Genomic DNA, 18950 nt, shown 5'->3' with positions numbered 1-18950 from the left:
GGAGGTGGTGGATGTGTCCGTGTACACGTTGGGTATCTGGCTCGTGAAACCGGGCCACGAGGACGACTTCGTGAAGGCCTGGAAGCACATGGCCGACCAAACCCACAAGGATTATCCGGGCGGGCGGGGCCTGTTGATGCGTGACCGGGATGTCCCTAACCGCTTCATCAGCACCGGGCCCTGGGCGTCACTCGAGCAGATCGAACAGTGGCGGGCCTCGGCGGCGTTCACTGAGGGCCTCGCGTCAGTGCGCGACATCATCGAACACTTCGAGCCGCACACCCTGGACGAAGCCGCAACCATCGGCTAGCGCCTGCCGCGGCGCCGCACGGTAACCAGCAACAAGGCGCCGAGCAGCAGGGCCGCTCCTGCCCCAGCAACAGCGATGGTCAGGCCCGATACGCCCGTGTCGGCGAGCCCCATCGGCGCCGCATCCTGGTCCGGAACTGCAGCACCATCCGGTCCTGCGGCCGCGGAGGGGCCGGCGGCGGGAAGCACGGCCACCACCGACGGCTGGGGCGCGGGGGTCAGCACCGCAGGCTCGCCCTGAGCCGCAGCCGGCGGGGACGCAGCCGGGGACCCGCCGGGGCCTGGCCCGGTGCCGGAACCGCCTGGCGCAGGCACCCCTGGCTCCGGCACGGTGCTGAAAGTGCTCAGCCCGGAGCGGCTGAAGCCGTTCGTCGCCTGGGCCGTGAACTCCGTGGCGGAGCCGGGCGCGCTGAAGGTCCAGTTGCCCGTGGCGTCCACGTCCACGTCGAACGGTTCGCTGCCGGGGAAGGTGACCCGGACCTTGGTTCCCGCCGGAACGTCCGTGGCCGGGTCCGAGGCCAGCCGGCCGGTGATTCGCTGCCCCGGAGCGATCGGCCCTGCCGGAAGGGACCCGGCCAGGACCGGCCTGTTCAGGAACAGCCTCAGCTGCACGCCCTGGAGGACTGACATCGAGTCCTCAAGCGTTGCGGCAACGGCGAAGTTCTCTGTGGAGTCGCTGGAATTCCCCGCGGAGTGCGTGCCCACGGCGTAGTTCCCGCTGATCCATGGCCCGCCGGAATCACCGCCGCTGGATTGCACGGAGGTGGAGAGGAATCCGCTGAAGGACCGCAGGTCGGCAGCGTCCCCGGAGCCTCCACCCACGATGTAGATCCCCACCTCGTCCACGGTGCCGCATGACCAGCCGGCGGTCCGCCCGGAACGGCAAACGGCCTGCCCCACAAACGGCGACACCGTCCCCACGATCTTCACGGAGCCGGTCCCGAGGCTGGTGGCGTCCTCCCACGTGGTGGTGGCCGGGAGCGGGTCAAGGTCTGCACGGATGGAGCCGATGACCGCGATGTCGTTCCCCGGCGTGCCGGGATTCTCCGGATCCGCGACCCTTGAGTTCCCCGGGCCGCCGAACTGGCTGAAGCCGAATGTCCCGAGTTCCCCGGTGACCGCATTTTCGGCCGCGAATCCTCCGGCTGGATCCCCGGCCGGCAGGGTGATCTCGGCAAGCCGTGCGGCGCCGTCGTCGGCACAGTGGCCGGCAGTGAGGACCAAAGGCCTGCCGTCGGGGCTGAACGCGCTGAAGCCGGCGGAACAGACCACCCCGCCGTCGATCCGGTACCCCTGTCCGCCGAAGAAGTCCTCCTCCGGGGCCAGGGGTTCGCCGATCTCTAGGACCACGTTGGCGTACTGCTCCACGAATTCCGACGGCGACAGTCGCCCGCCGCTCGCCGGGTCCGCCGACGCCGGAGCTTGGTTGGCCGCGGGATCGGCGCCGTCCGCTTGGGTCCCGTCCGCTTGAGTGCCGCCCGCCTGGGTCCCGTCCGCTTGAGTGCCGCCCGCTGCTGTTGCGGGCTTTGGCTCCGCTTGGGGCTCGTTGACCCCGCCCGTGCGGATGATGAACTTGCCGTCCGCCTCAGCCACGGCCTGGAGCCCCGCAGCTCCCACCTCACGCAGGTACGCCTGGTAAAGCTGCTCGACGCTCGCGGCGCGAAGGTCATTCCCGGTTTGCCCGGCCGCGGCCTTCCCGGTGCCTGGTTCCGGGGCAGCGGTCGCAGGGGCGGCGGCAGCCCGTTTTCCCTGCTCCCCTGCGGCGTTGAATTCCTCCAGTGTCATGCCCAGATCGCGCTGAACGGCTTCGGCAAGGCCCTCCGCCGGCGTGCCGGCCACTCCCGATGTGCCGGCCGCCACCGCCGGCGAGGCAACCCCACCGCCGGCCTCCGCCGGTGTCGTCGAGGATGCACCCGGGCCCGGAAGTCCGGAAGCACCGGCCCCCGGATCCGCAGCCGGGGACGCCACCGCCGGCGAGGCTACCGCGCCGCCGGCTTCCGCCGTCGTGGTACTTTCCAGGGCAGCGTAAGCGGGTGCTGATGCGAGCGGGGCGCCCAGCGCCACCGCAGCTGCCAGGGCGAGTGCGCGCCGGAGTGCCCGGCCGGAGGAGGGAGAAGTCACAGGGCAACCCTAGTGCCGAGGGCGGCCAGCACTGCCTCCAGCTCCGGCTCCGTGACGCCGTTCCGCAGCAGGAATTCCCGCGTGTCGAGCTGCCGCACGAAGTCCAGAACCCGCGCCCCGCGGGTCTCAAGGAGGGGGGCCAGGGTTTCCTCGTCGAGGTAGCGTTCATGCGGATGCGGCGGCCACATGGTCCGGTGCCGTTCGTTGATGGTGCGCATGGCGGCCTGATAGCTGGTCACGATCTCGGAATCAGTGGCGCCTGCAAGGTCCTGGAGCATGGCCGCGATCATGCCGCTGCGGTCCCTGCCAGCCGAGCAGTGGATCACGACGCCCCCCCGGCGCGGCAGCCACGGCCTTGAACACTGCGGCCAGCCTGTCCGGAAAGAGGCGGGCGTTGGCGGCATAGTGTGCGGGATCCTTCAGGTAGGGGTCGCACAGGGCTTTGAACTCAGGGTTTTCCGGATCCTCGGTGGGCGCCAGGACGACGTCGAACGCGGCGAGTGCCTCGCCCACCACCGGATCGCTGGGCCGGCGCTGCCGTTCACCGGGATTCCGGAGGTCAATGACCGTGCGGATGCCGTCGCGGTACGCTTCCTTCCAGCCTGCATCCGTGACCCATTCCCGCCGCCCCATCCGGTAGACAGAACCCGCCACAAGCCAGGCGTTCACCGCCCCGTCCCAGTCGATTTGTCCCCTCGCCTTCACGGAGCCAGCTAACCACACCTGCCCCGGCGGCCGCACGGGGTTCGGGCAAAGCGTTGACTGCGGGCGTACCCTTGGGGAACGGGCGCCGCACTCCGGCCTGAGCGAATATGGGGATTCTGATGACAGCCAAAAAGCCTTTGCGACGGCGGATCGCCCGCCTTACCGGTGTCCTCGCGGCGCTGGTTCTGGCCGGCCTGACCGCCGCGCCGGCGTCCGCGGACCGGTTCGATTCCTATGTCGCGCTGGGCGATTCCTACGCCGCGGGCCAGGGCGCCGGCTCGTACGTGGACGCCTGCCTGCGGAGCGACCAAAGCTATCCGGAACTGCTGGACGCGGTGCGCAAGATCGGCCTTACCGGGAATGCGGCCTGCAGCGGCGCCACTACAAGCACCGTCCGGGCCAACCAGATCCCCTCGCTGAGCAAGAAGGTGGACCTGGTGACCGTCACCGCCGGAGGCAACGACCTCGACTCCATTGGCGCGCTGGTGATCTGTGCGCAGGACTCCGGTCCGGCGTGCACTGCTGCCCTGGCGCAGCGGGCGGCCGTCCTGCAACAGGCCCTCAACAGCCCGGCCGCGAGCCCGTTCTTCCAGGATCTTCTGGCCATGCTGACGGACGTCAAAGCGAAGGCACCGCGTGCTGACATCTACGTGACCGGGTATCCGCTGCTGTTCGAGCCCGGCGCCGGCCCGGCTGCTGATCCGGTGAACGGGCTGACGCAGCAGCTGAACGCGGTGATTGCCAACGCCGCCCGCGCAGCCGACGGCGGCCGCTCGAAGGTGCACTATGTGGACGTCGCGCGGGCGTTCGCCGGCCATGGCATCGGATCGCCGCAGCCATGGATCGTGGGGTTGCCACCGCTCTGCACGGCCACCGCCACCTGCGGCACGCAGACCGCCGACATTTTCCACCCGACGGCCGACGGCTACGCCAAAGGCTACGCCGCCTCCATCAGGGCGGCGCTCGACTAGTTCCTCGCTGCACCCGGGCCTGACCCGGGACGGTGTGCCCGGCGGCCTGCGTGGCTAGGCTGGTGTCATGATCACAGTCTCGGGCACTGTTGCTTCTTCCCTGCCGGCCCGGACTGCGTTCGCGTACCTGTCCGCGTTCGAACACACCAGCGAGTGGGACCCGGGCACAGCAGTCATGGACAAGCTGACCGAGGGACCCGTCGCCGTCGGCCACCGCTACCACGCGGAGGCACTGTTCCGGGACAGGCGCCAACCCATCGAGTACGAGGTCGTCGAACTGTTCGACAACCACATCAAGCTCCGGGGCGAACACCGGAACCTCGTGGCCTTTGACTCGATCGATGTGCGGTCGCTCACCTCCGGATCCGAGGTCCTGTACACGGCACAGTTCAGCATCAACTGGCCCTACAAGCTGCTGCAGTCGTTCCTCAAGCCGCAGTTCATGAAGCTGCGCGACCCTGCCCTGAACGGACTCCGGCAGAGGCTGGAATCGCTGTAGCCTGTACGGCCCGATGCAGGCACGCCAAGGCTTCGGCGGGTGGGGGCTCGGGCGGGTCAGTCGGTCCAGTCGAAGAAGCCCTTGCCGGTCTTGCGGCCCAGTTCGCCACGTGCCACTTTGTCCCGGAGGATCTGTGGCGGCGCGAAGCGCTCCCCCAGCGTCGAGTGCAGGTATTCGGCGATGCCCAGGCGGACGTCCAGGCCCACAATGTCGGTGGTCTTCAGCGGGCCGGTGGGGTGCTTGTAGCCCAGCACCATGGCGGCGTCGATGTCCTCAGCGGAGGCCACGCCCTCCTCCACCATGCGCATCGCCTCCAGCGCAATTGCCACGCCCAGCCGCGAGGACGCGAACCCCGGGGCATCATTGACGACGACGGCGGTCTTGCCGAGCGCTTCCGTCCAGCCTTTCGCTGCGGCCGCCAGTTCGGGTGACGTCTCCTTGGCCACCACCACTTCGATCAGGGTGGAGGCGGGCACGGGATTGAAGAAGTGCAGCCCCACGAAGCTGGCCGGCCGCTGCAGCTGGGCGGCGAGATCGGTGACCGAGAGCGACGAGGTGTTGGAGGCCAGGAACGCCCCGGGCGCCAGCTGTTCCTCCACGGCTTTCAGGGCGCTGACCTTCAGCTCGAAGTCCTCCGGAACCGCCTCGACCACGAGGCCGCAGCCGGCGAAGGCGGAGTAATCGGTGGACGTGCTGAACCGCGCCAGGACGTCCTCCGGCGTTCCATCCAGAACGCCGCGGGAAGCGGACTTGGCCACGGCATCGGCGACCCGCGCGCGTGCGCCGGCGGCAGCATCGTCGTCGCGCTCCACCACCACGACGGTGGCGCCCTTGATGAGGAAGGCGTGGGCGATTCCTGCGCCCATCCGGCCGCCGCCGAGCACTCCGACGTACTGGGGAATGGCGGTCATGACTTCGTCCCGTCTGTGGTGTTCTTGTCGGTTTTCTTTTTGTCCAGGAAAGCCTGCATCCGGTCGAACTTGGCCTGCGACTCGAACAGGATTCCCTGCGCCAGCTGGTCGATCAGCGGATGCGCCTCGGCCGGGGCGTGGAACACCGATTTGGTGATCCGGACGGCAAGCGGGTCCTGCCGGGCGATGCGGTCGGCGAGCCGATGGGCGGCGTCCATGAGTTCGGCGGCCTCGTGCAGTTCGGTGACCAGGTTGATGGCGAGCGCCTCCTCGGCTTTCAGCACCCTCCCGGCCAGCAGGATTTCCTTGGCCACGGGCTCCCCCACGAGTTCCTTCAGGCGCCAGCTGGCACCGGCGGCGGCCAGAATGCCCAATCCGGTTTCCGGGTTGCCGATCCGAACGGCCGGGGTGCCGATCCGGAAGTCGGCGGCATAGGCCAGCTCCGCCCCGCCGCCCAGGCAATAGCCGTCCAGTGCCGCGATCACCGGCATCGGAAGTTTGGCGATCCGCACAAAGATCGTGGAGTTGATGCCCTGCAGCGCGTCGTCGCGGCGCCGCTCCCGCAGCTGCGCGATGTCCGCGCCCGAGGCAAAGATGCCCTCGGTGCCGGCAATGATGAGGACCTTGGGATCCTTTTCCAGCTCGGCGCAGACCGCGTGGAGCTCGTCCACCATCTGCTGGTCGATCGCGTTCCGGACCTCTGGGCGGTTGAGGAGCACCACCACCCGGTCCTCGCGCTCTTCGACCAGGATGGTGCTGAACTCCCGCGTGCCCAAGTGCCCGTTCGCGCTGTCCTGGCCTGTCACTATGTCGTGGCCCGGCACTACACGCGCTCCAGCAGCATGGCTGTACCCTGACCCACGCCGATGCACATGGTGGCCAGGCCGATCCGCGCGTCTTCGCGCTCCATCCGGCCCAGCAGGGTGATGGCGATCCGGGAGCCGCTGGAACCCAGCGGGTGCCCCAAAGCGATCGCGCCGCCGTCGTTGTTCACAATGTCCGGGTCCAGCCCAAGGCGCCGCACGCTGGCAAGGGACTGGGTGGCAAACGCTTCATTAAGTTCGACGGCGCCAAGGTCACCGACGCTGAGACCGCTCCGCTTGAGCACCTTCTGCGTTGCGGGAACCGGGCCGATGCCCATGATTTCCGGCTCACAGCCCGCGGAGGCGCCGTCGATGATGCGGGCACGGGGCGTGAGGCCGAGCCGCTGGACCGCGGCTTCTGAGGCCACGATGATGGCGGACGCGCCGTCGTTGAGGGAGGACGAGTTACCGGCCGTGACCACCGAGCCGCCGGGAACCACGGGGCGGAGGCCGGACAGCACGTCCATGGTGGTGCCTGCCCGGGGCCCCTCATCGGTGTCCACCACTGTCTCGGCCTTGCGGGTCTTGACCGTCACCGGGACGATTTCGTCCTTGAAGCGACCCGCCTCGATGGCGGCGAGTGCCCTCTCGTGGGAGCGGACGGCGAAGGCGTCCGCGTCCTCGCGGGAAATGCCGTCCACGCGGCCCACCTCCTCAGCGGTTTCCGGCATGGAGAATGTCATCTTGCCGTCCCGGGACAACTCGCCCTTCGTGAACAGGGGGTTCACGAACCGCCAGCCAATGGAGGTGTCGAAGATGTGGCCGGGCTTCGCGAAGGCCGTCTGTGGCTTCTCCTGTACCCAGGGCGCGCGGCTCATGGATTCCACGCCGCCGGCAACCACGATGTCCGCGGCCCCGGACTTGATCATCTGGCTGGCCATGATGATGGCGCTCAGGCCCGAGGAGCAGAGCCGGTTTACGGTGATGCCGGGGATGTGGAGCGGCAGGCCGGCAAGGATGGTGGCCATTCGCGCCACGTTGCGGTTCTCCTCGCCGGCGCCGTTGGCGTTGCCGAGGATGACCTCATCGATCGCGTCCGGATTCACGCCCGCCCTGGCAACGGCCTCGCGGACCACCAGCGCGGCCAGATCATCGGGCCGGACCGCCGAGAGCGCTCCGCCGTATCGTCCTACCGGGGTACGGGCACCGCCGACCAGAAAAGCCTCGACCATGAGAACATCCTTTTCGCAGAAGCTGGGTCGGCAGCGAATAAATTACCGACCGTTCGTTCTATAAAGATTACACGGTGCGGGCAACCGGTCAACGGGACGGGAGTTTTTGTCCACTTGTCGCGACCTAACATGCCTCGAAGTCGTGACAAGTGGACAAAAACTCTTCAGCCCACGGGGCGCGTCAGGGCACCACCCGCGGGGCTCCCCTGGGCACCACCCGCGTCAGGCCACCACAACACCCAGGTGCGCAGCCAGCAACGGGGCCAGGAGACCCAGCTGATACTCGTCGATCACGACGCCGGCGAGGCTCCCCAGTCCACTGATGCTCCGGAAGTCCGTGCCGCGCATGTCGAAGTCCTTCAGCCTGGCGCCGGCGAGGTCCAGGCTGCCGATGGTGCAGTTTTTCAGCGCCACCCGGGCAGCGGTGGCAGAACCCAGGTCAAGTTCGCTGATGATGCAGTCGCTGATCAGCACGTCCGCCAGCCGCGAGCCGCGCAGGTTCAGGTAGTCGATCTTGCCGCCGTCGATCCGCACCGACTGCCAGCCGCCCTCATAGAGCTCCGCGGACCCCCACCTGGGGTTACTGAAGACGACGTCGTGCAGCGTGGACCGGGCGGCGTTCAGGACGGGGGCAAAGGCCTCCTCAATGACGCAGTCCCGGAAGGTGGCGCCCCGCAGCTGCGCTTCATTGAAGGAGACTCCGGCGAATTCGCATTCGGCGAAGGTGATGCCACTCAGCTCCAGCCCATCTGCAGCCGCCCTGCTGTACCGCATGCCGTCATAGCGCGCGGCGCGGCTGAAGTCCGGCGCATCGTCCTCCCGCAGATCCTCCAGCCGGACCGGCGCCAGCCTCGGGGGCGTGACCTTCGACGCCGAACCCTGGCGGGGTTTGCCCGCAGACCTTCCCGCCACTACAGCTGCTCCGCTTTCGCCGCGATCTCAGCAAGGTCCTTCGCCAGGGCCTTCCGCGTGATAGTCATGCCCATCCTCCCGAACACGGCAAGCATCAGCCGGCTGAACACGGTGGGCCTGAGGACCTCCGCACCGAAGGTCATGGTGAGGTCGGTCCCGCCGCCCCGCTCTTCCAGCGTGAACCGGGAGGTGTAGTCAGCTCCGCCCTGCAGCGCCTTCACCGTTGTGCTGTGCGGCGGATCAGCCTGGGATACCCACATTTCCACCGTTTCGCGCCGGCCCATCATGGACCGCGTCTCCTTCCAGCGGGTGCCTTCGCCATACGGCCCCTCGCTGACCATTTGGATGGACTCAACCCCGGAGAGTGTGGCGGCGGACCCCGGTACATCCGAGATCACCTGCCAGACTTTCTCCGGGCTGGCGTTCACGTGCTGACTCAGGCTAATGCTGTGATCCATGCCTTCGAGCCTAGCGTCGACGGCCGACATTTTGGGCCTGGAGCGCCCTCCTCCCAGCCCCGGGCCTCACAGGAATTCCCACCACGGCTTGAAATAGTAAGCATGCTTCGTGTTAGGCTGAAATGGCTTTGTCAGATCAACCGGCAACCGAAAGGTGGTTCCCATCATGGGTATCGGAGACAAGATCCAGAACTCTGCACAAGACTTCGGCGGCAAGGCGAAGGAAGCGGCAGGCAACGCGACGGACAATGACCGCCTTAAGGCAGAGGGCCAAAAGGACCAGGTGGTCGCCGACGCCAAGAAGGTCGGCGAAGACGTCAAGGACGAATTCAAGCGGGATTAGTACATCACCGCGAACGGCGACGCCGGACTCCCTTGGGGGGAGCCCGGCGTCGCCGTTTTTGTAGAAAGGCCGTTCTTGTAGAAAGGTCAGGCTTGACGCCAAGCAATACCGCCCGTTCGGGATTGCGGCCCGTGCAAGACTGGGTCCATGACGCACGTTGATCTGAGCGGGGCAGCCGTCCGCGGCGGATCCAAGACTCTTCGCGGCTACCTTGCCACACCCGCCGGCTCAGGCCCCTTTCCCGCCGTCGTGATGATCCATGAGGCGTTCGGCCTCAACGACCAGATCCGCCGGCACGCGGACCGGCTCGCGGCGGCCGGTTACCTCACGCTCGCCGTCGATCTCTTCAGCGACGGCGGCCCGCGCCGCTGCCTGGTGGGCACCATGAAATCCATGATCACAGGCGAAGGCCGCGTCTTCGCCGACATCGCCGCCGCACGGTCCTGGCTGCAGGCGTCGCCCCTTTCCACCGGCCGGACGGGGGTCATCGGATTCTGCATGGGCGGCGGCTTCGCTCTCCTCGCGGCCAACGACGGCTTCGACGCCGCGTCCGTGAACTACGGCCGTCTGCCCCGCGACCTGGAGCCGGCGCTCCGGGGCGCCTGCCCACTCGTGGCGAACTACGGCGCCAAGGACCGCACCCTGCCCGGCGCCGCGGCCAGGCTGGAGTCCGCCCTGGATGCGGTGGGCGTCGAACACGACGTCAAGGAATTCCCGACGGCGGGACACTCCTTCCTGAACGACCAGGAGGAAGGCCCGCGGGCGCTGCGCCCGCTGACGCGCGTGATGGGGATCGGACCGGATCCGGCCGCCGCCCCGGAGGCGTGGCGCCGGATCGAGGACCACTTCGCGCGGCACTTGAAAATCTGACATCGATTGCTCCACAACTGCCCTTTTGAACGCTCAGAAGGGCAGTTATGGAGCAACCGATGGAGGAACGACGACGGCGGGCGCCTCCGGAAAGGAGGGCCCGCCGTCGCGATCAAAAAAGTCGGGATCAAACCAGAAGCTAGCTGAACAGCTCGCTCTTGGGTTCGTTGTTCTTGACCTTCTGCCAGCCCAGCCACAGCACCACGGCGAAGAACGGGATGGTGGCCAGGGTCCAGAGGCCGAGGTGGAAGACCTCGCCGGACTTGCTGGTCATGGTGTCGAAGCCGATCAGCACGGCGATGGCGAGTAGAGCGACAAGTCCGGCCCAGCTGGTCCACGGCGAGCCGGGCATCGGGAGGCTGGAGACCTTGCCCTTCTGGTGACGCAGCGCGATCTGGCTCGCGAAGATGGCGCCCCACGTGAAGATCACGCCGATGGACGCGGTGTTCAGGGCGAGGTCGAACGCGTGCGAGCCGCCGAGCCAGATGTTCAGCAGGATGCCCACCAGGTAAAAGGCGGCAATGGCCAGGATCGCAGCGTACGGAACGTGGCGCGAGGACATCTTGGTGAGCCACTGCGGCGCGTGGCCGTTGTTGGCCATGGTGCGGAAGACACGGCCGATCGAGTAGAGGCCCGAGTTGCACGAGGACAGCGCCGCGGTGATGACGATCATGTTCATGACGTCGCCCACCCAGCCCAGGCCCATCTGGCCGAAGACGGTGACGAACGGGGACACGCCGGCCTTGTACTGGTCGGACGGCAGCAGCATGGCCAGCAGGGTTACGGAGCCGACGTAGAAGACCACAATGCGGAGGACGACGGCGCGGACCGCCTTGGGTACTTCTCGTTCCGGATTCTGCATCTCGCCGGCGGTGATGCCGACGAGCTCAATGCCGTTGTAGGCGAAGATGACGGCGTTGAGCACCAGGACCATGACGAGGGCGCCCTTGGGGAACATGCCGCCGTCGCCGTCGAAGAGGTTTGCCACGGAGGCGTGGCCGCCGCCGACCTTGGCGTTGGTGATCACCATGAAGGTGCCCACGGCCAGGAAGATCAGGATGGCGCCGACCTTGAGGCAGGACGCCCAGAACTCAAACTCGCCGAACGCCTTGACGCTCAGCAGGTTCACGGCCACGAGCAGCGCAAGCGCCGCAATGGCGGAAGCTTCAACCGGCACGTTGGGGAAGAAGAACTGAAAGTACAGGCCAATCGCGATAAGCTCCGCGATCCCCGTCATGCCCCAGTTGATGAAGTACATCCAGCCGGAAAAGAATGCGCCCTTCTTGCCGAACATTTCGCCGGCATAGCTGACGAACGAGCCGGAGGTCTGGCGGTACATGACGAGCTCGCCGAGCGCCCGCATCAGCAGGTAGGCGATGACGCCGGCGATGGCGTAGGAGAAGATCAGCGCAGGTCCGGTGGAGGCCAGCCGGCCGCCGGCTCCCATGAAGAGGCCGACGCCGATGGCGCCGCCCATCGCGATCATCGTGACGTGGCGCCGGCTCAGGGTCTTCTTGTAGCCCTCGGCGCTGAGGGTCGAGTCGACGGCGGCGGATGGAGCCGTCGGGCTCATAAGTTCTGTGGGGGTACTTTGAGGCACAACTGTTCCTTGTAGGTCGGGGGTTGCCTTGGGTAGGGCACTGCCGGTTCCGGAACCTGGAGTTTTTGTACAGATAATTCGACTTCAGGCCCCTCTTAAGGACCGTATGTGTACAAAAACTCGTGGAGCATCGAAGGTTCGCACGGCCCGTCCATCGTACAAGATTTCCGGACTGCTCCGTGACGCGGGCAACATTCCGCAGGTCCGGTTGGGGTTCGGCGGGGCTTTGACGGGGCTTTGACGCGGTCCCCGTGTCGCGTTGCGAAACAGTAACTCGAATGGACAAAAACCTCCCGTTGGTGCCCGGATTGGGGCTACTCTGAGCACCATGGCCGGGGATTCGTTCCCGGCCATGGTGTCCGCACCGTCTCATGCGGACGCCGGCACTCGCGCCATTTTTCAGGGGGGACTATGAGAAAGAGAGCACTACTGCTGCCTGCGGCCTTGCTGCTGGCAGCTTCGGGGTGTTCCGGCGGGGGTCCAGCCCCTTCCGGATCCAGCCCCAGCGCACCATCAGCAACCAGTACGACGGCGGTGTCCCAGCCGCCGTCGGAATCCTCACCACCCACGACGGCCCCTTCCCTCCCCACCGATGTGTCCACGTCGCTGAACGCGATCGATGCCCTGCAGGAGCACACCTGCGCGGCCGGTCCGGACGGCCAGTGGACGTTCAAGGGAACCCTGGTCAACTCATCGGACACAGCCAAGAAGTACACAGTGGCCATTGCGGTCACCGTCGGCGCGGCTGTCCAGGGCCACACCCTGCTCACGGAAACGGTCCAGGCAGGGAAATCGGCTGAAGTGTCTGCAGAGAACTTCGCCAAAACCGCGGGCCAAACCGGCACGTGCGAACCGGTTGTGTCGGTGGAGGATGCTTCGTGAGAAAACCACTACTTGCGGCCGCCCTGCTCCTGAGCCTGGCGGCCGGGCCGCTCGCGTCCTCACCTGCCCTCGCCGTCGGTTCCGAGACGCCGCCGCCCGTCCAGGCGACTGCCTCTTCCACTCCCGGAGCCGGAACCACGGGCGCCACTGCAGAGACCGCCCCGGCCACTACTCCTGCTTCCGAACCGGCGACTGACCCGGCAACGGAAGCCGCGATTGACCCGGCCACCGATCCGGTGACCGAGCCAGAGGCTCCGGGGCCGGCGTCGGACCCGCCCGTAACGGACCCCGCCGTCACAGATCCCGCCGTCACCGATCCGGCGCTCACAGATCCGGCCGCCGATCCAGCCGTCAGCGATCCGGAGCCGGACCCCGAGCCCGAATTTGTCACCGCCGGCGGCATCGGCGCCAAGTGGCGGAGCCTTGGCGGAGCGGGCGGCGTGCTCGGCGAGCCGACGTCGAACGAGCAGTGCTCGGCGGGGCTCTGCGTGCAGAGCTTCTCGGGCGGCCCGATCTACTGGACGTCCAAGTCGGGAGCCCATCCGGTCCTGCTGGCCTCCGGGCGCACCGGCCCGCAGTGGACGGCAGGGGGCGGCCTGGCAGCCTTCGGCTATCCCATCGGCGACGAAATCGCCATGGGGGCACGGTCCCTGCAGAAATTCTCCACCGGCAAGGTGATCATCTGGACCGGAACCCGGTTGCTCAACTTCTCCACCCGTACGGGCATCGGCAGCCGCTGGGCAGCGTCGGGAGCTGAGACGGTCCTGGGCCTGCCGTCAGCCGGAGAAACCTGCGGGCTGAGAAACGGGGGCTGTTCGCAGGTCTTCGACGCCGGCACCATCTACTGGTCGCCGCAGACCGGAGGCCAGGCGATCCGCGGCGGCATCGGCTCCCGCTGGCGTGCCGTCGGCGCGCAGAACGGCGTCCTGGGGTATCCAACCAGCACGGAAGCCTGCGGCCAGGTGGCGGGCGGCTGCCTCCAGCGGTTCCAGGGCGGCAGCATTTACTGGTCGCCCGCCACAGGCGCCTGGATCACGCGCGGCGGCATCGGCACCCGGTACATCCTGACCGGCGGAAACCGGAGCTCCCTGGGCTATCCCGTGGCCAATGAGGCCTGCGGGCAGGCCGCCGGCGGGTGCATCCAGCGGTTCCAGGGCGGCACCATCTACTGGTCTCCGCTGACCCCGGCCTGGATCGTCCGGGCCGGCATCGCCCAGCGCTATGCCACCAACGGCGGGGCGGGCGGCTGGCTGGGCTACCCGACGGCGAACGAACGGTGCGCCGGCGACCAGTGCATCCAATCGTTCCAGCGCGGCTTCATCGGCTACACCAAGGCTGCCGGCACGCGGGCTTACGGAATTACCGAATGCCAGAAGCTTAACAACGGGCGGTCCAGGTACTCCACGTACGGCGCCAACCGGGTGCTGCTGACGTTTACGCAGGGCTACGGCCAGTCGTATGCAACCAACGTCTACTGCGTCCGGATGGCCGGAACGTACGTCCAGGACTGGCGGACCGACGGCTACGTGGGCGCCTCCGGCTTCAAGGCTCCGGGCGTCCCCTCGGGCCCCACCCGCTACCTGTACTCGCCCACGGGCTCGTACTCGGTGACGGAGGCCTTCGGCCTGGGCAACCCGGGAACGAAGCTCCCCTACCGCACGCTGAACCCCCGCTCGCGCTGGGGCGGCAACCCGTGGACCGCGACGTACAACAAGTACTTCGAGTCCTCATCGTGGGTGGGCTGGGACGAGAACATGTGGTACTTCGCCACCCGCGCCACTCATGACTACCGCCAGGGCGTGGTGGTCAACTACAACCGTCCCAACATCGTGCAGGACGCCGGCTTCGCCATCTTCCTGCACATGAACAAGGTCCCGACGGCGGGCTGTATCTCGCTGGACGACTGGGCCGTGGTGGATTACATCAGGAAGTCCAGGCCCGGCGACCGAATCATCATGGGAACCTACAGCGCCCTGTTCCGGTAGCTTCCTGACCCAGCTGCAAGAAAACCCAGGCCTGGCGGCACATCCGCCGGGCCTGGGTTTTTCTGCTCAGGCGGGCAGCGCCACCTTTTCCAGCATGCCGTCCGCCATCGTGTACCTGAGCCATCTCCCCGGAGCGAGTTCACCCGCCCGGCCACGGGACCCGTCCGCACAGCCGTCGAACCACTCACCCAGGGCCCGGTCATGGCTGACCATCACCACCGTTCCGCCGAAGTCCGCGAGCGCCGATTCCAGTTCCTCCACGAGCGCGGGGGCCAAGTGATTGCTGGGTTCGTCCAAGAGCATGACGTCCCTGTGGCCGAGCAGCAGCCGGGCGAGCGCCAGCCTGCGCTGCTGGCCTGCGGAGAGCGCGCCCACCGGAACATGGAATTCGCTGGTGCGGAAGAGGCCCAGCCGCAGCAGCGCCTCCGCATGGTCGTCGATGTTCCCGCCGAGCCCGGCGGCAAAGGCGGGCAGCAGCCTCAGGGCCGGATGTTCGGGCAACTCGAGCTCCTGCTGCAGGTAGCCGATCCGGCCGCGGCGCACCACCTGGCCAGCGGCCGGCTGGAGCGTGCCGGCCAGAACGGAGAGCAGCGTGGACTTCCCGGCACCGTTGGGCCCGGTGATGAGGATTTTCTGCCCGCGGTCCACCCGGAACTCGGGGACGTCCAGCCGGCCAGGCACCCGGGTGTTGCGGGCATGCAGGACCCCTTCGACGGCTTCCAGGTGTCCGCCCCCGGAACTCCGGCCGGCGCTCCCACCGGAATCGGCGGTGACGTTCCTCCCGCCGGAATCGGCGGTGCCGTCCAATCCGCCGCCGGGCGTGCCGTCCAATTCGCCGTCGAGCCCGGCGTCGAGCTTCAGGCGTTCCGGCGGGCGCTCCACCGGGTTGTCCTCCAGGCGGCGCAGCCGCTCCTGTGCATTGCGGATCTTGCTGGCAGCGGCGCGCTCCCAGGTCCCGGTCTTGAAGTCGAAGGCCGCCTTGTCGTTGTCCCGCCGGCGCGCGTAGCCCATCCTGCCCGCCACGGTGTCCGCCTGCCGCCGTTCGGCATCCATGGCGTCGAGCCAGCCGTGGTACTGCTGCGCCCAGCGCTGCCGCTCGGCCCGCTTCTCCTTCAGGTAGCCGTCGTAGCCGTTGCCGTAGCGGTTCACCGTTCGGCGCTCGGCGTCGACCTCGATCACGGCGGCGGCGACCTTCCGCAGCAGCACACGGTCGTGCGAAACCACCACCACAACTCCCCGGTGCGATGCGAGACGGCCCTCGAGCCAGGCTGTTCCGCTGGCGTCCAGGTGGTTCGTTGGCTCATCCAGGAGCAGGATGTCCGCGGGATCAGCCAGCAGGCAGGCCAGCGCCACGCGCTCCTGCTCCCCGCCGGACAGCGACCCCAGCGTCCGGCCGCGGTCCACGCCGCCCAGGCCAAGCCTGTCCAGCGCCGCCTCCACACGGGATTCCGCGGCATATCCCTCGCGCAACTGGTACCGGGTCTGCAGGTTCCCGTAGGCCTCGAGCTCGGCCGGCCCGGCCGCCGCCAGGCCGTCCTCCAGCCGTTCCAGCTCGGCTTCCATCTCCCGCAGTGCGCGAAGCGAACCGTCAATGGCGTCGGCCACGGTCAGCCTGGCGGAGAGTCCGGATGTCTGCGCCAGATAGCCCACCCGGCCGTGCCGCTGGGCCGTGCCTTCCGCAGGCGCCTCGATACCCGCCAGGATCCGCAGCAGAGTGGACTTGCCGGCACCGTTCTCGCCCACGACGGCGGCGTGTTCCCCCGCGGCGATCACCAGGTCGACGCCGGTGAAGAGTTCGCGGTCCCCGTAGCCGTGGGAGACGCCGGACAGGTGCAGCTGTTCGGTGCGGAAATGTGGTTCAGTCATGGGAAGTCCTCGCAGTCCAAAGTGCGGCCCCGGAGCTCAGTTATGCTCTACGGGGCCTTGTCTGTGGCCATGTCGACGCCGGACGATGCCGGCGTCGCGGTTAGGACTTCATGGGTCAAGCCTGCCCGCAGGCGGGCGGCCCCGTCAAGGTTCGCACCCGCCGTCGGGCACGCGCACTACGCTGGGAGCATGGTGAATACCAGACGCATGCTGCCTGCTCCGCGGCCGGATCTCTACCGGTTTTCGCCGCTGGACCTCACCGCCGTCGGACTCTACGTTGCCGTCGCCGCGTTCTTCGCCCTGGCCGGGGAACTGATCCTGCCGTTGCTCCGGGCACTGGCCCCGACGCCGGCCATCGCCTCCTACGGCGTGAACCTCCTCTTCTACGGCTGTGTCGGCGCCCTGGCGCTGTTTGCCGCCCGCGGGGTGGTGTCCCGGGACCTCAAGGTGCTTGCCACGCGGCCCTGGTTCACGCTCGGAATGGTGCCGCTGGCCGTCGTCGCCATGATGGTTGTCACGGCCATCCTGGTGGCCGTGGGCGGGACCACCGAGACGTCCGCCAACCAGGCCGGACTGCAGACGCTCATTCGGCAGGTCCCGGCCTGGCTGATGGTGCCGCTGATTGTCGTGGTGGGACCGTTCGTCGAGGAGTATGTGTTCCGGCACCTGCTGATCGGGAAGCTCAGCAGGCGGGTCAACATCTGGATCTGCTGCGGACTTTCCGTGATTCTCTTCGCCGCCCTGCACATCGTGGGGCAGGAGGCCCTCACCCTCCCCGCGCTCATGCCGTACCTGGCCATGGGCGGCACCCTGGTCTTTGTATACGTGTGGACGGGGCGGAACCTGATGTTTGCCTACTTCGTCCATGCAACCAAGAACCTGCTGGCCGCGATCTTCCTCTACACCATCCCGCCGGAACTCCTGGATCAGCTGCAGCGGGTCCAAGGCTAGAGCCGCCGCCGGCCCTGCCGCCCGGGCGCGCCCGGGCCGGCCCCGTCATGATGGCCCGGCCCCTATCCGGAGGCGGCGCCGCCGTCGTAGCTTGGTGCCATGGGACTCAACATTCAGATCGCCATCGACTGCCATCACCCGCATGACCTCGCCGACTGGTGGGCCGAAACGCTGGACTGGTCCGTGGAGCCGCAGGACGAGGGCTTCATCCGGTCCATGATCAGCCAGGGCTTCGCCACGGAAGACCAGACCATGACGCATAACGGCAAGCTGGTGTGGAAGGAGGGCGCGGCGATCCGGCCCACCGAGGAAATCGACGCCAAGGCACCCGCCCGGCGCCTGCTGTTCCAGACCGTGCCGGAACAAAAGACCATCAAGAACCGGGTGCACTGGGACGTTCGCCTGGACGGCCGGGACAAGGACGAGGTCCGCGCCGAGCTGGAAGCCCGCGGCGCCACCTTCCTCTGGACGGCCAGCCAGGGGCCGCACGAATGGCACACCATGGCGGACCCGGAGGGCAACGAGTTCTGCATCAGCTGAGCCGATTACTAGACTTGGACGGTGAGCAACGAATTCCCCGCCAAGGTATCCGACGTCTTTGACCCGTCCCGCTGGCGCACCGTGTCCGGCTTCGACGACTTCCAGGACCTGACCTACCACCGGCAGGTGGAGCGGTCCGAGGACGGCACCGTGACACGGGACCTGCCCACCGTCCGCATCGCGTTCAACCGGCCGGAGGTCCGCAACGCCTTCCGCCCGGGGACCGTGGACGAGCTGTACCGCGCCATGGACCACGCCCGGATGACCCCGGACGTGGCCACCGTGCTGCTGACCGGCAACGGCCCCTCCCCCAAGGACGGCGGCCACTCGTTCTGCTCCGGCGGGGACCAGCGGATCCGCGGACGGGACGGATACCGCTATGCCGACGGCGAGACGCAGGAAACCATCGACCCGGCCCGCGCGGGAAGGCTACACATCCTGGAGGTCCAGCGGCTGATGCGGACCATGCCCAAGGTGGTCATCGCCGTCGTCAACGGCTGGGCGGCCGGCGGCGGGCACTCCCTGCACGTGGTCTCCGACCTGACCATCGCCTCGCGCCAGTTCGGGAAGTTCAAGCAGACGGACGCCACGGTGGGCAGTTTCGACGCCGGCTACGGCTCGGCGCTGCTGGCCCGGCAAATCGGTCAGAAGTCCGCCCGGGAGATCTTCTTCCTCGCCCGTGAATATTCCGCCGAGGACATGGTCCGGATGGGGGCCGTGAACGAGGCCGTTGACCACGAGCGCCTCGAGGAAGTCGCTCTGGAGTACGCCGCGGACATCGCCCGGCAGTCACCGCAGGCCATCCGGATGCTCAAGTTCGCCTTCAACCTCGCCGACGACGGCCTGGCCGGACAGCAGGTGTTCGCCGGCGAAGCGACCCGGCTGGCCTACATGACGGACGAGGCCGTGGAGGGCAAGGAAGCCTTCCTGCAAAAACGCGACCCCGACTGGTCCCGGTTCCCGTACTACTTCTAAGAACGCACTCGTCGGAA

The 18950-nt window shown here is 67.7% G+C and carries 18 protein-coding genes and 1 pseudogene; 10 read left to right on the top strand and 9 right to left on the bottom strand.

The genetic code is table 11. The annotated features are described in order from the left end of the window. Nucleotides 1-13 precede the first annotated feature (13 nt). Entirely contained in the window at nt 14-310 is a 297-nt protein-coding gene (locus tag AC57BR_RS19550) for an antibiotic biosynthesis monooxygenase family protein (protein ID WP_496363590.1), read from the top strand. On the opposite strand, the gene AC57BR_RS19545 is transcribed toward AC57BR_RS19550, so the two are convergent. Together AC57BR_RS19545 and AC57BR_RS19540 are read right to left on the bottom strand one after the other, a co-directional pair. Next, nucleotides 307-2430: a S1 family peptidase gene (locus tag AC57BR_RS19545; protein WP_496363588.1), complete on the bottom strand. Its 2124-nt coding sequence runs from the start codon at nt 2428-2430 to the stop codon at nt 307-309. The two genes, AC57BR_RS19550 and AC57BR_RS19545, sit on opposite strands and share 4 nt — an antisense overlap. After that, nucleotides 2427-3135, bottom strand: a pseudogene (locus tag AC57BR_RS19540) (tyrosine-protein phosphatase). Before AC57BR_RS19540 ends, AC57BR_RS19545 begins: the two are co-directional and overlap by 4 nt. A 119-nt stretch (nt 3136-3254) precedes the next feature. Between AC57BR_RS19540 and AC57BR_RS19535 the strand changes: the two are divergent. Together AC57BR_RS19535 and AC57BR_RS19530 are read left to right on the top strand one after the other, a co-directional pair. Next, nucleotides 3255-4106 carry an SGNH/GDSL hydrolase family protein gene (locus tag AC57BR_RS19535; protein WP_496363586.1) on the top strand — a complete coding sequence of 284 codons (852 nt, stop codon included), beginning with the start codon at nt 3255-3257 and terminating at the stop codon, nt 4104-4106. 67 nt (nt 4107-4173) lie between these two features. Continuing rightward, nucleotides 4174-4605, top strand: coding sequence for an SRPBCC family protein (locus tag AC57BR_RS19530; RefSeq protein WP_496363584.1), 432 nt, complete (start codon nt 4174-4176; stop codon nt 4603-4605). Nucleotides 4606-4661: 56 nt separating this feature from the next. On the opposite strand, the gene AC57BR_RS19525 is transcribed toward AC57BR_RS19530, so the two are convergent. The 5 genes from AC57BR_RS19525 to AC57BR_RS19505 form a co-directional block, all read right to left on the bottom strand. Further along, nucleotides 4662-5516 carry a 3-hydroxyacyl-CoA dehydrogenase family protein gene (locus AC57BR_RS19525; protein ID WP_496363582.1) on the bottom strand — a complete coding sequence of 285 codons (855 nt, stop codon included), beginning with the start codon at nt 5514-5516 and terminating at the stop codon, nt 4662-4664. Then, the gene (locus AC57BR_RS19520; protein WP_496365184.1) at nt 5513-6292 is read right to left on the bottom strand and encodes an enoyl-CoA hydratase/isomerase family protein; all 780 of its coding nucleotides are present in this window, start codon (nt 6290-6292) and stop codon (nt 5513-5515) included. The genes AC57BR_RS19525 and AC57BR_RS19520 overlap by 4 nt, the downstream gene beginning before the upstream one ends. A 47-nt stretch (nt 6293-6339) precedes the next feature. Beyond that, nucleotides 6340-7551, bottom strand: coding sequence for a thiolase family protein (locus AC57BR_RS19515; protein WP_496363580.1), 1212 nt, complete (start codon nt 7549-7551; stop codon nt 6340-6342). Between the two features lie 222 nt (nt 7552-7773). Further along, the gene (locus tag AC57BR_RS19510; protein WP_496363578.1) at nt 7774-8463 is read right to left on the bottom strand and encodes a pentapeptide repeat-containing protein; all 690 of its coding nucleotides are present in this window, start codon (nt 8461-8463) and stop codon (nt 7774-7776) included. Then, on the bottom strand, nt 8463-8921 hold the full coding sequence (locus AC57BR_RS19505; protein ID WP_496363576.1) for an SRPBCC family protein: 459 nt from the start codon (nt 8919-8921) through the stop codon (nt 8463-8465). Before AC57BR_RS19505 ends, AC57BR_RS19510 begins: the two co-directional genes overlap by 1 nt. Before the next feature lie 166 nt (nt 8922-9087). Here AC57BR_RS19505 and AC57BR_RS19500 point away from each other — a divergent pair, with 166 nt between their 5' ends. Then, a complete protein-coding gene (locus AC57BR_RS19500) occupies nt 9088-9264 on the top strand; it encodes a CsbD family protein (protein ID WP_496363574.1) in 177 nt (58 codons plus the stop codon). A gap of 147 nt (nt 9265-9411) precedes the next feature. Next, on the top strand, nt 9412-10134 hold the full coding sequence (locus AC57BR_RS19495; protein WP_496363572.1) for a dienelactone hydrolase family protein: 723 nt from the start codon (nt 9412-9414) through the stop codon (nt 10132-10134). A gap of 139 nt (nt 10135-10273) precedes the next feature. On the opposite strand, the gene AC57BR_RS19490 is transcribed toward AC57BR_RS19495, so the two are convergent. Further along, a complete protein-coding gene (locus AC57BR_RS19490; RefSeq protein WP_496363570.1) occupies nt 10274-11734 on the bottom strand; it encodes an amino acid permease in 1461 nt (486 codons plus the stop codon). Nucleotides 11735-12145: 411 nt separating this feature from the next. On the opposite strand from AC57BR_RS19490, the gene AC57BR_RS19485 reads away from it, so the two are divergent. After that, nucleotides 12146-12616 (top strand): hypothetical protein, encoded by a 471-nt coding sequence (locus AC57BR_RS19485; RefSeq protein ID WP_496363568.1) that lies wholly within the window; start codon nt 12146-12148, stop codon nt 12614-12616. Beyond that, the gene (locus AC57BR_RS19480) at nt 12613-14601 is read left to right on the top strand and encodes a hypothetical protein (protein WP_496363566.1); all 1989 of its coding nucleotides are present in this window, start codon (nt 12613-12615) and stop codon (nt 14599-14601) included. The genes AC57BR_RS19485 and AC57BR_RS19480 overlap by 4 nt, the downstream gene beginning before the upstream one ends. A 66-nt stretch (nt 14602-14667) precedes the next feature. On the opposite strand, the gene AC57BR_RS19475 is transcribed toward AC57BR_RS19480, so the two are convergent. Then, the gene (locus AC57BR_RS19475) at nt 14668-16467 is read right to left on the bottom strand and encodes an ABC-F family ATP-binding cassette domain-containing protein (RefSeq protein WP_496363564.1); all 1800 of its coding nucleotides are present in this window, start codon (nt 16465-16467) and stop codon (nt 14668-14670) included. Between the two features lie 189 nt (nt 16468-16656). Between AC57BR_RS19475 and AC57BR_RS19470 the strand changes: the two genes are divergently transcribed. From AC57BR_RS19470 to AC57BR_RS19460, 3 genes are all read left to right on the top strand, one after another. Further along, entirely contained in the window at nt 16657-17418 is a 762-nt protein-coding gene (locus AC57BR_RS19470) for a CPBP family intramembrane glutamic endopeptidase (protein WP_496363562.1), read from the top strand. Between the two features lie 99 nt (nt 17419-17517). Further along, nucleotides 17518-17958, top strand: a complete 441-nt coding sequence (locus AC57BR_RS19465; protein ID WP_496363560.1) for a VOC family protein — start codon at nt 17518-17520, stop codon at nt 17956-17958. Nucleotides 17959-17979: 21 nt separating this feature from the next. Next, nucleotides 17980-18933: a 1,4-dihydroxy-2-naphthoyl-CoA synthase gene (locus AC57BR_RS19460; RefSeq protein WP_496363558.1), complete on the top strand. Its 954-nt coding sequence runs from the start codon at nt 17980-17982 to the stop codon at nt 18931-18933. Nucleotides 18934-18950: the final 17 nt, after the last annotated feature.

The sequence above is a fragment of the Arthrobacter sp. BGA-UO-ETr-C19 genome (assembly GCF_059568005.1).
This window is presented reverse-complemented; position numbering and strand designations above follow the sequence as displayed.

What these genes read in the sequence shown, in the direction of transcription:
- AC57BR_RS19535 (WP_496363586.1), top strand. Translation starts at nt 3,255, where the DNA reads ATGACAGCCAAAAAGCCTTTGCGACGGCGGATCGCCCGCCTTACCGGT.
- AC57BR_RS19530 (WP_496363584.1), top strand. Translation starts at nt 4,174, where the DNA reads ATGATCACAGTCTCGGGCACTGTTGCTTCTTCCCTGCCGGCCCGGACT.
- AC57BR_RS19525 (WP_496363582.1), bottom strand. Translation starts at nt 5,516, where the DNA reads ATGACCGCCATTCCCCAGTACGTCGGAGTGCTCGGCGGCGGCCGGATG.
- AC57BR_RS19515 (WP_496363580.1), bottom strand. Translation starts at nt 7,551, where the DNA reads ATGGTCGAGGCTTTTCTGGTCGGCGGTGCCCGTACCCCGGTAGGACGA.
- AC57BR_RS19505 (WP_496363576.1), bottom strand. Translation starts at nt 8,921, where the DNA reads ATGGATCACAGCATTAGCCTGAGTCAGCACGTGAACGCCAGCCCGGAG.
- AC57BR_RS19500 (WP_496363574.1), top strand. Translation starts at nt 9,088, where the DNA reads ATGGGTATCGGAGACAAGATCCAGAACTCTGCACAAGACTTCGGCGGC.
- AC57BR_RS19495 (WP_496363572.1), top strand. Translation starts at nt 9,412, where the DNA reads ATGACGCACGTTGATCTGAGCGGGGCAGCCGTCCGCGGCGGATCCAAG.
- AC57BR_RS19485 (WP_496363568.1), top strand. Translation starts at nt 12,146, where the DNA reads ATGAGAAAGAGAGCACTACTGCTGCCTGCGGCCTTGCTGCTGGCAGCT.
- AC57BR_RS19475 (WP_496363564.1), bottom strand. Translation starts at nt 16,467, where the DNA reads ATGACTGAACCACATTTCCGCACCGAACAGCTGCACCTGTCCGGCGTC.
- AC57BR_RS19470 (WP_496363562.1), top strand. Translation starts at nt 16,657, where the DNA reads ATGGTGAATACCAGACGCATGCTGCCTGCTCCGCGGCCGGATCTCTAC.
- AC57BR_RS19465 (WP_496363560.1), top strand. Translation starts at nt 17,518, where the DNA reads ATGGGACTCAACATTCAGATCGCCATCGACTGCCATCACCCGCATGAC.